This window comes from Xenorhabdus griffiniae (genome assembly GCF_015163655.1).
Taxonomy (GTDB): Bacteria; Pseudomonadota; Gammaproteobacteria; order Enterobacterales; family Enterobacteriaceae; genus Xenorhabdus; species Xenorhabdus griffiniae.
In genome coordinates, this window is the sequence record NZ_JADEUF010000048.1 from 14,314 (window position 1) to 27,875 (window position 13,562).

12 protein-coding genes and 1 pseudogene are annotated in these 13,562 nt (G+C 45.2%); 1 reads left to right on the forward strand and 12 read right to left on the reverse strand.

Going from position 1 to position 13,562, the window contains the following annotated elements; translation table 11 throughout:
- Positions 1–104: 104 nt before the first annotated feature.
- Positions 105–1,565, forward strand: coding sequence for a TrkH family potassium uptake protein (locus IQ211_RS09480; protein ID WP_189760554.1), 1,461 nt, complete (start codon positions 105–107; stop codon positions 1,563–1,565).
- A gap of 152 nt (positions 1,566–1,717) precedes the next feature.
- Here the strand turns inward: IQ211_RS09480 and ybeD are convergent, their stop codons facing one another.
- The 12 genes and pseudogenes from ybeD to IQ211_RS20120 all read right to left on the reverse strand — a co-directional run.
- Complete coding sequence (gene ybeD, locus IQ211_RS09485; RefSeq protein WP_189760555.1) at positions 1,718–1,981, reverse strand: DUF493 family protein YbeD; 264 nt, start codon at positions 1,979–1,981, stop codon at positions 1,718–1,720.
- Positions 1,982–2,090: 109 nt separating this feature from the next.
- On the reverse strand, positions 2,091–3,299 hold the full coding sequence (gene dacA / locus IQ211_RS09490; protein WP_189760556.1) for a D-alanyl-D-alanine carboxypeptidase DacA: 1,209 nt from the start codon (positions 3,297–3,299) through the stop codon (positions 2,091–2,093).
- A gap of 175 nt (positions 3,300–3,474) precedes the next feature.
- Positions 3,475–4,392 (reverse strand): endolytic peptidoglycan transglycosylase RlpA, encoded by a 918-nt coding sequence (rlpA, locus tag IQ211_RS09495; protein WP_189760557.1) that lies wholly within the window; start codon positions 4,390–4,392, stop codon positions 3,475–3,477.
- 12 nt (positions 4,393–4,404) lie between these two features.
- Positions 4,405–5,517: a peptidoglycan glycosyltransferase MrdB gene (gene mrdB, locus IQ211_RS09500; protein WP_189760558.1), complete on the reverse strand. Its 1,113-nt coding sequence runs from the start codon at positions 5,515–5,517 to the stop codon at positions 4,405–4,407.
- 8 nt (positions 5,518–5,525) lie between these two features.
- Positions 5,526–7,451: a peptidoglycan DD-transpeptidase MrdA gene (gene mrdA, locus IQ211_RS09505; RefSeq protein ID WP_189760559.1), complete on the reverse strand. Its 1,926-nt coding sequence runs from the start codon at positions 7,449–7,451 to the stop codon at positions 5,526–5,528.
- Between the two features lie 36 nt (positions 7,452–7,487).
- Positions 7,488–7,958, reverse strand: a complete 471-nt coding sequence (gene rlmH / locus IQ211_RS09510; RefSeq protein WP_189760560.1) for a 23S rRNA (pseudouridine(1915)-N(3))-methyltransferase RlmH — start codon at positions 7,956–7,958, stop codon at positions 7,488–7,490.
- A gap of 2 nt (positions 7,959–7,960) precedes the next feature.
- On the reverse strand, positions 7,961–8,287 hold the full coding sequence (gene rsfS / locus IQ211_RS09515) for a ribosome silencing factor (protein WP_189760561.1): 327 nt from the start codon (positions 8,285–8,287) through the stop codon (positions 7,961–7,963).
- A gap of 95 nt (positions 8,288–8,382) precedes the next feature.
- Positions 8,383–9,123: a nicotinate-nucleotide adenylyltransferase gene (nadD, locus tag IQ211_RS09520; protein ID WP_189760562.1), complete on the reverse strand. Its 741-nt coding sequence runs from the start codon at positions 9,121–9,123 to the stop codon at positions 8,383–8,385.
- Entirely contained in the window at positions 9,116–10,147 is a 1,032-nt protein-coding gene (gene holA / locus IQ211_RS09525) for a DNA polymerase III subunit delta (protein WP_189760563.1), read from the reverse strand. The genes nadD and holA overlap by 8 nt, the downstream gene beginning before the upstream one ends.
- Positions 10,144–10,704 carry an LPS assembly lipoprotein LptE gene (gene lptE / locus IQ211_RS09530; RefSeq protein WP_189760564.1) on the reverse strand — a complete coding sequence of 187 codons (561 nt, stop codon included), beginning with the start codon at positions 10,702–10,704 and terminating at the stop codon, positions 10,144–10,146. The genes holA and lptE overlap by 4 nt, the downstream gene beginning before the upstream one ends.
- 18 nt (positions 10,705–10,722) lie before the next feature.
- Complete coding sequence (gene leuS / locus IQ211_RS09535; protein WP_189760565.1) at positions 10,723–13,305, reverse strand: leucine--tRNA ligase; 2,583 nt, start codon at positions 13,303–13,305, stop codon at positions 10,723–10,725.
- A gap of 163 nt (positions 13,306–13,468) precedes the next feature.
- Positions 13,469–13,562, reverse strand: a pseudogene (locus tag IQ211_RS20120) (IS982 family transposase); the annotation flags it as partial.

A 13,562-nucleotide genomic window follows, 5' to 3' on the forward strand; every position in this document is an offset into this window, starting at 1 on the left:
TTAATGCAACAATATTGTTCATTAGGCGAATATATTTTTATTTTATATTATCATAGTTATATATTTTGACGATTTTCCCTTTAATCTCCTGTTTGAGCTAGCAGATGGTCAAAAAAAACCAATTCCTGATTGTGGGGCATCTTTGTAGTTTTCTGGTGCTCCTTTACAGCCTCTCAATGTTGCTGCCTACTTTTGTGGCTCTGTTTTATAAAGAAAAAAGTGTTTTTGCTTTTTTTGAGACATTTGTCATTGGCTTGGTTACAGGTGGAATAGGCTGGTACTTTACCCGTAAAACCAAGGCACAGCCCAGTACACAAGATGGATTTCTTATCATTGTACTTTTCTGGCTGTTGTTCTCATTGCTGAGTGCTTTGCCTTTTGTACTCGATAAAAGTTTAAACATCAATTTGGTAGATGCAATGTTTGAAGGGATATCTGGCATTACGACTACCGGAGCCACGGTATTGAATGATGTTTCAGCCCTGCCCAAATCCGTGCTCTATTATCGCGCTCAGCTCAATTTTATTGGTGGTTTGGGAGTTATTGTCCTTGCCGTTGCCATCTTGCCTTTATTGGGGATTGGTGGAGCCAAACTCTATCAATCAGAAATGCCTGGCCCTTTCAAAGAAGAACGGTTGACTCCCCGGCTTGCGGATGGCGCCAAGAGTTTATGGGTAGTGTATTTGCTGCTGGGCGGACTCTGTTCAGCCAGTTTTTGGGCCGCAGGAATGTCGTGGTTTGACGCTATCTGTCATGGGATCTCAACGGTTTCTTTGGGCGGATTTTCTACTCGCAATGAGAGTCTTGGTTATTACGACAGTGCAGCCATTGAAATGGTAGGTGGTATTTTTTCAGTTCTGTCAGCCGTCAACTTTACGCTCTATTTTGTTGCCCTGACGGGCAGGAGCTTAAAACCGCTGCTAAAAAATGCTGAATTGCAATTTTTCTTACTGGTATTGGCGGTGATCGTTGGCATTATCTGGTTAGAGTTATACCGTTCAGGCATGTATGGCGTAACAGAAGCTTTTGTTCACGGCTTTTTCATGACCAGCTCTATGATGACGGATAATGGTTTAGCAACCTCTGATTATGCTCAATGGCCTCCCCATACAATATTGTTATTGCTGGCAGTGAGTTTTTTTGGTGGCTGCGTGGGATCAACGTGTGGGGGCATTAAAGCTCTCCGTTTCATGATCCTGGCAAAACAGAGTATTAGTGAGATTAACCAGCTTATTCATCCCAATGCCATCTCAACAATTAAAATTGGCAAATCTGTGGTTCAGGAAAGAGTGCTGCGTTCTGTCTGGGGATTCTTCTTTCTCTATGTCTTTTTTAGTTGTTTTTTTATCTGGGCCTTGAATTTGCTCGGTTATGATTTGATGACGTCATTTGCCACTGCGGCTGCTTGTATTAATAATATGGGGATAGGATATGGCGCGACAGCGCAAGGATTCGGTAATCTTGATCCTATAGCGAAATGGATGATGTGTGCGGCTATGTTGTTGGGAAGGCTAGAAATTTACCCAATATTGATTTTATGTTCAAAAACGTTTTGGCGTTTTTGATCAGAATGTTAGAGCGAACATTAATTAATTTTATGGCGTATTGGGCTAAGTCTCCACGAAATAATCATACCTGCATTTGACTCAATGTTTTTTATTAACAATGCGCTGATACACGTCAGCGCATTGTATTTTAATGAATCGAGGTTGTACCATTACAGTACAACGCGAACCAACTCTAACTGCCCCAATTCTTCATACAGCGTTTCAACTTGCTCAATATGTGTCGCATTGATGGTAATGGAGACGGAATGGTAATTGCCTTTGCTGCTGGGTTTCACGGCTGGAGAATAATCGCCTGGGGCATGGCGCTGAACCACTTCAATCACTTGATCCACCAGCTCAGGTTGAGCCAAGCCCATCACTTTGTAGGTGAATGAGCAAGGAAACTCAAGCAGTTCATTTAATTTCGTTTTCATGGGTATTCCTAAAATATCTTTGCCACGGCATCATGGTTGATTTGCCGTGGCGTGGTAATTTTCTAACGGTATGTAATTAATATAGGTTCAATATCTGGCTTTCAAGAGATTAGCCGAACCAGTGATGGAACATCAGCCGGATATAGTCGATCATACGGCTAAAGAAGCCACCTTCTTTGACTTCCTGCATCACAACTAATGGGCGTTGTTCAATGGTTTTACCATCAAGCTGGAAGTTGATAGTTCCGACAACTTGATTTTTAGCGAGTGGTGCGTGCAGTTCGGTATTGTTCAATACATAGCTGGCTTTCAGGTCTTTCAAACGGCCACGGGGGATAGTCAGGTAAACATTTTTGTCAACACCCAATTGCACTTTATCAGTATCACCATACCAGATTGGCTCTGACGCAAATTCTTTACCAACTTGTAGTGGTGAAACCGTTTCGAAGAAGCGGAAACCCCAAGTCAATAATTTTTTGCTGTCGGTTTCACGTCCCTTAAAGGTTGGGCTGCCCATTACGGCAGAAATCAAGCGCATATTGCCTTCGGTAGCTGAAGCAACAAGGTTATATCCCGCACCACTAGTATGGCCCGTTTTAATACCGTCAACATTCAAGCTCTTATCCCATAACAAGCCATTACGATTAGGCTGACGAATGTTGTTGTAAGTAAAATCTTTTTCTTTGTAGATAGCATATTCATCCGGTACGTCACGGATCAGGGCTTGGCCAATCAATGCCATATCATGAGCAGAGCTATATTGGCCGGGGGCGTCCAGGCCATGAACGGTTTGAAAATGGGTATTTTTCAGCCCCAAATTTTGCACATATTGATTCATTAAGCTAACGAATGCATCTTGACTTCCTGCCACGTAGTCTGCCATCGCAACACAGGCATCGTTGCCAGATTGCAAGTTGATACCGCGGGAGAGCATAGCGACAGAAACTTGGTCACCGGGTTTTAAAAACATCAGGGACGAGCCTTTAAAGACCGGATTACCCGTTGCCCAGGCATCTTTACCTACAGTAACAATATCATCTGGTTTGATTTTTCCTGACTTAATGGCCTGACCAATGACATAGCTGGTCATCATTTTGGTCAGACTGGCCGGATCGCGGCGGACATCTGCATCTTTTTCAGCTAATACCTTTCCTGAGTTGTAATCAATCAGAATATAGGCTTCTGAATCCAGTTCTGGTACACCAGGGATCATGGTTTTGAAATTATCATCCGCGTAGGCAGATGCGGAAATGCTGGCAGCCAGAGCAATGCCTAATGTGGCTCTTTTAATAAAACGGGAAGTAACTATGTATTTCATGATTGATTAGATAACATCCGTGAGAGAAGGATTGATAATAAATGACATAATAACAAATGAAAAAAAAGCTGACATTAAACAAAACTGAGTGCAGCAGATTTATCTGCCTGCTGACAGGAAAATATCAGCAGGCGGTGATGTTATTTATCGCGTTATCGTGATTGTGTTTAAGGGATCAGGGAGCAACAATAAACGAAGATTGCTGCATCTGATCTGTCAATTTCTTTTGTAATTCCATAGCTTGCTGGCGGTTATTGAATGGGCCAAGCTGGACGCGATAGACGTTACCAAATGGGATAATACGCCCTTGAACATTAAAGCGCTGGCTCAAGGTTTGCTGCCATTCTTTGGCTTTTGGTTCAGCACTGATTGCACCTACTTGCACCATGTAACCGTTTGTTGATTCAGGTGCAGGGGAGGTAGTAGCCCGTTCAACGGGGGGTTGTTGCTCTGTCTTCTCGTCAGCAGAATTGCTTGTTACAGCAGGAAGCATTGATGATTGAGAACTAAGATTAGGTCTTTCAGGTAAAGCAAAGCTCTGTTTAACAATCGTCGATCCTTCTGTTCCCAAACCAGAAAGTGAGCCGTCAGGTGAAACGAGAATACCATCCAGTTTCACTTTGCTTTGTGGCATCAAATTGAGCCGCTCTGCTGCTGCATGAGATAACTCAATGATTTTTCCAGGCTTATTGTATGGGCCTCGATCATTGATCCTGACAATCATCATGCGTCCATTGCTTAAGTTAGTGACACGAACATAACTTGGAATAGGCAGGGTCGGGTGCGCTGCCGCTAAAGCATAGGGACTCGCTCGTTCACCAATTGCTGTCAGCTTTCCATTGGATTCTTCACCGAACCAACTGGCATAGCCTGTCTGGGTAAAGTGAGCAAGGTCTTGCACTATGTGATAGGTTTGCCCATCCCGCTGATAATCTCGGTTAGCACTTGGATGGTAAGGCTCATATTGAGGCTCCGCCCCCAAAACATCACGTGTTGGAACTGGGGGAAGAGAAGATGTCTGATCGTTACCGGTTATGTTACAGCCTGACATTAGTACCGCTACGATGCTAAGTATAAGCCACTGTTGACGCATGAAACTTCTTCCTCATAAACTTTTGGACAATAATTTACGATGCGTATGTATCGACATGATAATGCCGAACCCCGCCATTAGGACAATTAATGCTGATCCCCCATAACTAATCAACGGCAGGGGAACACCGACTACCGGCAGGATACCGCTTACCATGCCGATATTGACAAAAACATAGACAAAGAAAATCAGTATTAATCCTCCGACCATAACTCGGCCGAAAGTATTCTGTGCTTTGGTTGCAATAAATAGACCACGCATAATGACTAGCAAGTAGAGTGCCAGCAAAACCAGGACGCCAATTAACCCCAATTCTTCAGACAGAACGGCGAAAATAAAGTCAGTGTGTCGTTCCGGCAAGAATTCTAACTGCGATTGGGTGCCTTGTAGCCAGCCTTTTCCAAATATTCCCCCTGAACCAATAGCAATTTTGGATTGAATGATGTGATAGCCTTTGCCCAATGGGTCACTTTCTGGGTCCAATAGCATCATAACGCGGGCGCGTTGGTAATCATGCATCAGGAAGAACCACAATATTGGGATGAAACAGGCAAGCAGCAAAACAGCAACGCCAATGAGTTTCCAATTCATCCCCGCCAGAAATAGGATGAATATCCCAGAAGCCGCAATCAAAATAGATGTACCTAAATCCGGTTGGGCTGCTACCAGTAGCGTAGGGGTGAAAATCAAAACCAGTGCAATGCCCGTATTTTTCAGCGAAGGTGGACAGAGATCTCGGTTCATAAAGCGAGCCACCATCAAAGGTACAGCGATTTTGGCAATTTCTGACGGCTGAAAACGTACAATGCCCAGATCTAACCAGCGTTGCGCTCCCTTACTGATCTGCCCAAAAACATCAACGAAGATGAGCAGGATAACACAGGCAATATAGAGGTAAGGCGCCCAATTTTCGTACATGCGTGGCGGAACTTGAGCCAGGGCGAACATCACGATAAGACCCATGATGACTTGTCCTATTTTCCGCTCCATCATATCCATGTCTTGCCCACTGGCGCTCCACATAATGAAAAGGCTGTAGACCAGTAATGCCAGAACGCATAGCACTAATGGAATATCTATATGTAGTCGAGTCCAGAAAGGGATCTTGTTTGATGAATCTGTCATGATGTTACTCAATAGTTTCTGTTTTGGGTAGCTTGTGTTTTGGCCGTATTGACTCCTGTTTCAGCAGCGGCGCTGGCAGGAGAGGTGTTTTTGCTATCCCTGAGTAAAATATGATCCAGAATTTGACGCACAATAGTGCCGACAGACGGCCCAGCGCCACCATTTTCAAGAATAATGGAAACGGCAACCGTCGGGTTGTCATAAGGCGCAAAGGCAATCATCAGCTTATGATCACGTAGATGTTCAGCAAGTTTACTTGCATTGTAGGTTTCATAACTGAAAACCTGGGCTGTACCTGACTTAACAGCCGCTTTATATGGCGTACCGGCAAAGGATCTACGCGCTGTGCCATTTGGCGCATTGGCAACACCATACATGCCATCTTTAGCAATTTCCCAATACCCAGAATGAATATCCCCAATCGGTTCGCTGGCAGGGGGCTGGTAAGGCTGCATTTCGCCATTTACACGCGTATTCATCAAAAAATGGGGTGTTTTTACTACGCCATCATTAATCAAAATCATTAAAGCCTTTACCATCTGCATAGGGGTTGCAGTCCAGTATCCTTGGCCGATACCAACGGAAATCGTATCGCCTTGATACCACGGTTTTTTATAGCGTTTAAGTTTCCATTCACGGGTCGGCATATTACCAGGATTTTCTTCTTTCAAATCAATACCAGTAAATTGACCATAGCCGAATTTCGTCATCCATTCGGAGATCTTATCGATACCCATATCATAGGCGAGTTGATAGAAAAAAGTATCCGCTGACTCGACAATCGATTTGTGCACATTCAGCTTGCCATGTCCCCAGCGTTTCCAATCACGGTAGCGTTTCTCTGAACCTGGCAGTTGCCACCACCCAGGATCATTGATAGTAGTGTTCTTGGTAATGACATCACTACTAAGGGCGGCAACGGCAATAAAAGGCTTCACGGTTGATGCTGGTGGATAAGCACCTTGTGTGGCACGGTTAATTAAGGGGCGATTAGGATCATTGAGCAGAGATTTATAGTCCTGGCTCGAAATACCATCGACAAATAGATTCGGATCATAGCTTGGGTTGGATACCATAGCCAAAACTTCCCCTGTACGGGGATCGGTAACAACCACACCTGCCCGGCTGGTCGTCAGTATCTCTTCGATATAGGTTTGCAACTCTAAGTCAATGGACAGGTAAATATCTTTGCCAGCTTGTGGTGGTTGTTCATGTAGCTGGCGGATCACTTTACCGCGGTTGTTGACTTCGACTTCTTCATAGCCCGGTTTGCCATGCAGAACGGATTCATAATAACGTTCAATACCTAGTTTTCCGATATCATGGGTGGCTGCATAATCTGCAAGAATACCTTCTTTTTCTAGTCGCTCTACATCTTTGTCGTTGATTTTAGCAACATAGCCGATCACATGAGTGAGAGCGGAACCATAAGGGTAATAGCGGCGTTGGTATCCTTTGATTTCCAATCCCGTAAAACGGTATTGGTTAACGGAGAACCGAGCAACCTGAACTGGAGTCAATGAGGTTTTTAGCGGAATAGAGGTAAAACGGCGTGCGCGTTGGCGCTCTTTTTTGAAGGTTTCAATATCTTCATCAGTCAGTCCAACGACGGAGCGCAGATCATTTAATGTCTTATCAAGGTCAGCGACTTTTTGTGGCACGATTTCTAACTGATAAATAGTGCGGTTAGCTGCCAGTGGTGTGCCATTACGGTCATAAATAATGCCCCTGCTTGGGGCTATGGGAACGAGCTTAATACGATTTCCATTCGAACGGGTCTGGTAATCTTCGTGGCGTGTGATCTGGAGATGATAGAGATTGGCAAACAGGATGCCCGTTAAAATAATAATGCCTATAAACGCCACGAGTGCGCGGCGTATGAATAAGGCCGATTCAGCCGAATGATCGCGAAAAGGGGTTCGTTGATTCTTCATCCCATTGCCAGAATTCACGGTGTCAGATTACCCAATTTATTCCCGATGATAAGGGTGGTTAGTAGTGATGCTCCACGCCCGATAAAGGCTCTCCGCAACCAGAACTCGTACAAGAGGATGTGGCATGGTTAAAGGAGAAAGTGACCAGCTCTGTTCCGCAGCTGCTTTACAGGCAGGGGCCAAACCTTCAGGACCACCAATTAACAGGCTGACGTTTCTGCCATCCAACTTCCAACGTTCAAGCTGTTGTGCCAATTGTGGGGTATCCCAACGAGAACCAGGGATATCCAGAGTCACAATGCGATTCCCTTTACCGACGGCAGCCAGCATCTGTTCGCCTTCTTTTTCCAGAATGCGCTTGATGTCAGCATTTTTGCCCCGTTTTCCCGCTGGAATTTCAATCAGCTCAAAAGGCATATCTTTGGGAAAACGATGCAAATAATCCATAAAGCCGGTCTGTACCCAGTCCGGCATTTTTGTTCCTACAGCGACCAGTTGTAACTTCAAACTCAGCTCCAGAGTTTTTCCAGTTCGTACATACGACGGCTGTCTTCTTGCATCACATGGACCATGATTTCGCCGAGATCGACGACTATCCAGTCTGAAATGCCTTGTCCTTCAACACCTAAAGGCATAATGCCGGCTTGGCGGCAGTCATCCACCAGATGATCTGCCACAGACATCAAATGGCGATTTGATGTTCCGGTGCAGATAACCATGCAGTCAGTAATGCTGGATTTTCCACGAACGTCTATAGAAACAATATCTTGTGCTTTGGAATCTTCAAGTCTATCAATAACAAATTGTTGTAGTTCTGTGCCTTGCAAAAGGATCACCTTTATTTCATCAAATTGGTTAAGTAACGCAGAATAATAGCACGCCAATCTCTATAAAAGTAAGCGAGTTAGCTGCAAATCACCGCATGGTTTCGTTATTTCTTATAGAGTCCCTGTGAATCGATATAATTTTGTATCGATGGGGGCAGCAAATCATCACAGCTTATCCCTTGCTGGTGACGTTGACGGATATCCGTTGCTGAAATGTTTAACAACGGAGTGGCTGCCAGATGAATATAACCATATGGTTTTTGGCTCAGTGGGAGTGGAGAACCAATTTGGTGCTTTTCAAGCCACAATTGCATTCCTGGAGCCGTAAGTTGGCTTTGATAACCCGGACGGGAGCAGACCAGCAGATGACAAATATCGAGTAATTCTTCCCACTTATGCCAGGTATGAATAGCTTGTAATGAGTCCTGGCCAATGATGAATGCCAATGGATGTTGCTCACCGATTTCCTGACGAAAGGATTTCAGAGTTTCTATGGTGTAAGAAGGCGCTTGCCGCTCTAGCTCACGGGTATCTACAGTAAACAGAGGATTATCCCGCACGGCCAGACGCACCATTTCCAATCGTTGCTGGGCAGTTGCCTCCGGTTGAGGGCGATGTGGGGGAACGTGATTCGGTAATAAGATAACCTGCTTAAGTCCCACTAGGTGGGCTAATGCTTCCACAGGACGTAAATGACCATAATGGATGGGATCAAATGTGCCACCGAATAAAGCCTGAATAACCGGATAATTCCCATTGGTTACAGAATCAGTGGCATTGATTGGGGTAATATTCGTTGAGTCAATATCTTGAACGATATTGATTGGATCAGTAGATTCAGGCATTCAGAAAGCTCTCTGGTAATGATTTTCCGCATAACAACATGGAAAGCGTTTCCAGGTCAGCCCAAATGGATTGGCTATAATCCTGTTTGACGCGCAGTTCCATCTGGGTCAACAAATGTATGGCAGATTGCAGTTCTCGCTGTGACAGACGCTGTAGTGCAGTTGACAGCAATGCCCTACGATTTTGCCAAATCTTGTGTTGATCAAACAAAGTCTTCAGAGGGACGGTCGTATATTGACGCTTAAGTACCAACAGTAGCATGAGTTCCCTCTGTATGGTACGGAGCAAAATAACCGTCTCGGTATCTTCCTGCCGCAGTTGTTTCAGTATATGCCATGCCCGCTTTATTTTTCCTGCCAGCAAAGCATCAACCCAATGATAAGGAGAAAAGTGAGCCGCATCGTTAACAGCTTCTTCTACACGAGGAAGTGTCAATCGATTGTCGGGATAGAGCAGGGAAAGGCGTTCCAGGGCTTGGGCCATTGCCAATAGGTTTCCTTCATAGCAATAGCACAGTAATTGATTGGCTTCATTTTCCAGTAATAGCCCCAGGTTTTTGGCACGTTGTGCCACCCATTGTGGCAGGCGATTTTGCTCAGGTGTCAAGCAACTGACATATACCCCATTTTGCCCAATCGCTTTGAACCACGAGCTATTTTCTTGTGCTTTAGTCAGTTTGTGTCCGCGCAATATCAGTAAAATATCTGAATGCAGCAACGCTGACAGCTTGGTCAGCCGCTCTGCCATTGTGGTATTAGGGCCATTTTCTGGAAGCAGCAGAGTGAGAGACTGACGGCTGGCAAACAGGCTAAGTGACTGACATAAGCTGAAGATTTCATCCCAATCGGTATGGTTATCCAATGTAAAGGTGAAATGCTCCATAAAGCCATGTTGTTCAGCCACTTTGCGGATGCTGTCTTGACTTTCCTGCAATAGTAATGGCTCATTGCCCCACAACAGGTAGTTGCCTCGCAGCCCTTCATTGAGCTGCGAGAAAAGTTGTTCAGGATACAGTCGGATCATTGCTTCTGTGTAGCCGCAGCTTTTTGTTTTGCTTCAGCTTTCAAGAGTTCTGCGCCATGAACGGTTAACAATTGGCGCATAAGCTGACGAGCAGCCTGTTCGCGCATTTCCTGTTTAACCAATTCATCTTCTGCATCTTTTGCCAGCGCTTCCAAAGGATTATCGAAGAACGAACGATCAACCTTTGCTCGCAATGGATAGATGCTACCATTTGGCATCAGAACTTGCGCATCAACATTCAGTACCAACAGACGCTCAGCCGCTTTACCATCCTGAAAGATAGAAACTGTCTCTTTGTTTTCACTAGAGCTAACCAGTTTCAGGATAGGTAATGAAGCATCACCATTTTCCACAATTTTGACATCGTTTAGCCGAAGTTGCTGACGAACTGCTCGTGCCAGAGGACCATAAGGATCTCCAGAACTTAATTGCAATGTTTGCAGCTCCTTTGGTACTTGTGTTGTGCCGCGAAGATGAAAACCACAGCCAGCGGTGACTAGCACCGCTAACCCGAGCAAAAACGTGCAAATATGATGTCGTAGATTATTTTCTACCACAAATAGGGTCTCCTGTTATCAGCCGACAACCAGGTTCAGTAACTTACCTGGAACATAGATGACTTTGCGGATACTGACGCCTTCAAGATATTTCTGCACACCGTATTCTTGCATCGCCATCTCTTGGACATACTCTTTTGTTGCATCTGCCGGTACCGTGATGCGACCACGAACCTTACCGTTAATTTGGATAATTACCAGTTTAGTATCGTCTACCATTGCCTGCTCATCTGCTTGTGGCCATACCGCAGTGTCAATGTCATCTTCATTACCAAGCGCTTTCCACATGACAAAGCAAGCGTGTGGTGTAATCGGTGAAAGCATACGTACAATCGCTGTTACTGCTTCTTGCATCAGAGCGCGATCTTGCTCTGTTTCCTGTGGCGCACGAGTCAGTTTATTCATCAGCTCCATAATGGCCGCAATGGCAGTATTGAATGCTTGACGGCGACCAACATCATCAGTGACTTTTGCAATGGTTTTGTGCAAATCACGGCGCAGATCTTTCTGTTCTGTCGTCAGGTTGCTGATATCCAGTGGCTGGGTTGCCCCTTTGTTGCTGTGCTCGTAAACCAGACGCCAAACACGTTTCAGGAAGCGGTTAGCACCTTCCACGCCAGATTCTTGCCATTCCAGAGTCAGTTCTGGTGGTGCAGCGAACATCATAAACAGACGAACGGTATCTGCACCGTATTTATCGACCATAATTTGTGGATCGATACCGTTGTTCTTGGATTTCGACATCTTGCTCATGCCGGTATAAACCAGCTCATGGCCGTCTTTATCTGTTGCTTTGACAATACGGCCTTTCTCATCGCGCTCAACAATGGCATCAGCTGGAGATACCCAGACTTTCTCACCACTATTGCCGGTATAGTAGAAGGCATCAGCCAGAACCATGCCTTGGCACAGCAGGCGCTTGGCAGGTTCATCAGAGTTGACCATGCCAGCATCACGCATCAATTTATGGAAGAAACGGAAGTACATCAGGTGCATGATAGCGTGTTCAATACCACCGATGTATTGATCCACTGGCAACCAATAGTTAGCCGCTGCCGGATCCAACATGCCTTTATCATAATCTGGACAGGTATAGCGTGCGTAATACCATGAGGATTCCATAAAGGTATCAAAGGTATCGGTTTCAAGCAGTGCAGGTTGGCCGTTAATGGTCGTTTTTGCCCATTCAGGATCCGCTTTAATTGGGCTGGTGATCCCATCCATTACGACATCTTCTGGCAAAATTACCGGTAATTGATCTTCCGGAACAGGGACAACAGTGCCATCTTCCAGTGTTGCCATTGGAATTGGCGCACCCCAATAACGTTGACGAGAAACGCCCCAGTCACGCAGGCGGTAATTGACTTTACGCTGTCCGACGCCCATTGCAACCAGTTTGTCTGCGATAGCATTGAAGCCTTCTTCATGGCTCAGGCCACTGAATTCACCGGAATTGACCAGCGCATTTTTATCAGTAACCGCTGCTTCCTGAACGTTTGGTATATTGCCATCGTTGTCAAGAATAACGGCTTTTATTGGCAGGCTGTATTTAGTGGCAAATTCCCAGTCACGTTGATCGTGTCCTGGAACAGCCATTACCGCACCAGTGCCGTATTCCATCAAGACAAAGTTGGCAACCCAGATAGCGAGCTTTTCATTGGTCAATGGATGAATGACAAACATGCCAGTTGACATGCCTTTTTTCTCCATCGTTGCCATATCAGCTTCAGCAACTTTGGTATTACGGCATTCGTCGATAAATTTCACCAGCTCAGGATTATTTTCCGCAGCTTGTTTGGCCAGAGGATGGCCCGCTGCCACAGCGACATAAGTGACTCCCATGAAGGTATCAGGGCGTGTGGTATAAACGGTGAGTTTTTCCTGGCTGTCAGCAACATTGAACGTGATTTCGACACCTTCAGAACGGCCAATCCAGTTGCGTTGCATGGTCTTGACCTGTTCCGGCCAATCTTCCAGTTTATCCAGATCGTTTAGCAGCTCTTCTGCGTAAGCGGTGATCTTAATGAACCATTGTGGGATTTCTTTACGCTCAACCTGAGTATCACAACGCCAACAACAGCCATCAATAACCTGCTCGTTAGCGAGAACAGTCAGATCATGTGGGCACCAGTTAACGGCGGAAGTTTTTTTGTATACCAGACCTTTTTCGTACAATTTAGTGAAGAACCATTGTTCCCAGCGATAGTATTCTGGCGTACAGGTCGTGACTTCACGATCCCAATCATAGCCAAAACCCAGTTGCTTTAACTGGTTTTTCATGTATTCAATGTTGGAATACGTCCACGGAGCTGGGGCGGTATTATTCTTGACCGCAGCGCCTTCTGCTGGCAAACCAAACGCATCCCAACCGATAGGTTGCAATACGTTTTTGCCTAGCATGCGCTGATAACGGGAAATTACATCACCAATGGTGTAGTTACGGACATGGCCCATATGTAGTCGGCCAGAAGGATAAGGTAGCATGGACAGGCAATAGTATTTTTCTTTGCTGCTGTCTTCTGTCACTTTGAACGTTTGCTTCTCTTGCCAATGAAGCTGGACTTGTTGTTCTATGTCTTCTGGACGATATTGTTCTTGCATGGCACCGATAATCCTATGGTGAGTAATAAAGCTACGCCTTTAGCGCGTTTAGTTTGTTTATGAAATCTAAGGTTCCATAGCATAGCTGATAAGGGATAGGGGCAACAACTCTTGTTAAAGGCGGAATGCGGAAAATTACTTATTTTTAACGCGATGCTCAACTTTAACACCCAATAACGAGCGTTTGTTGAAGCCAGTCGCGTTGTTTTTTACCTTGTTTAAAGTTGGCAAAAATACCCAATGTGTGAGAAAGCAGC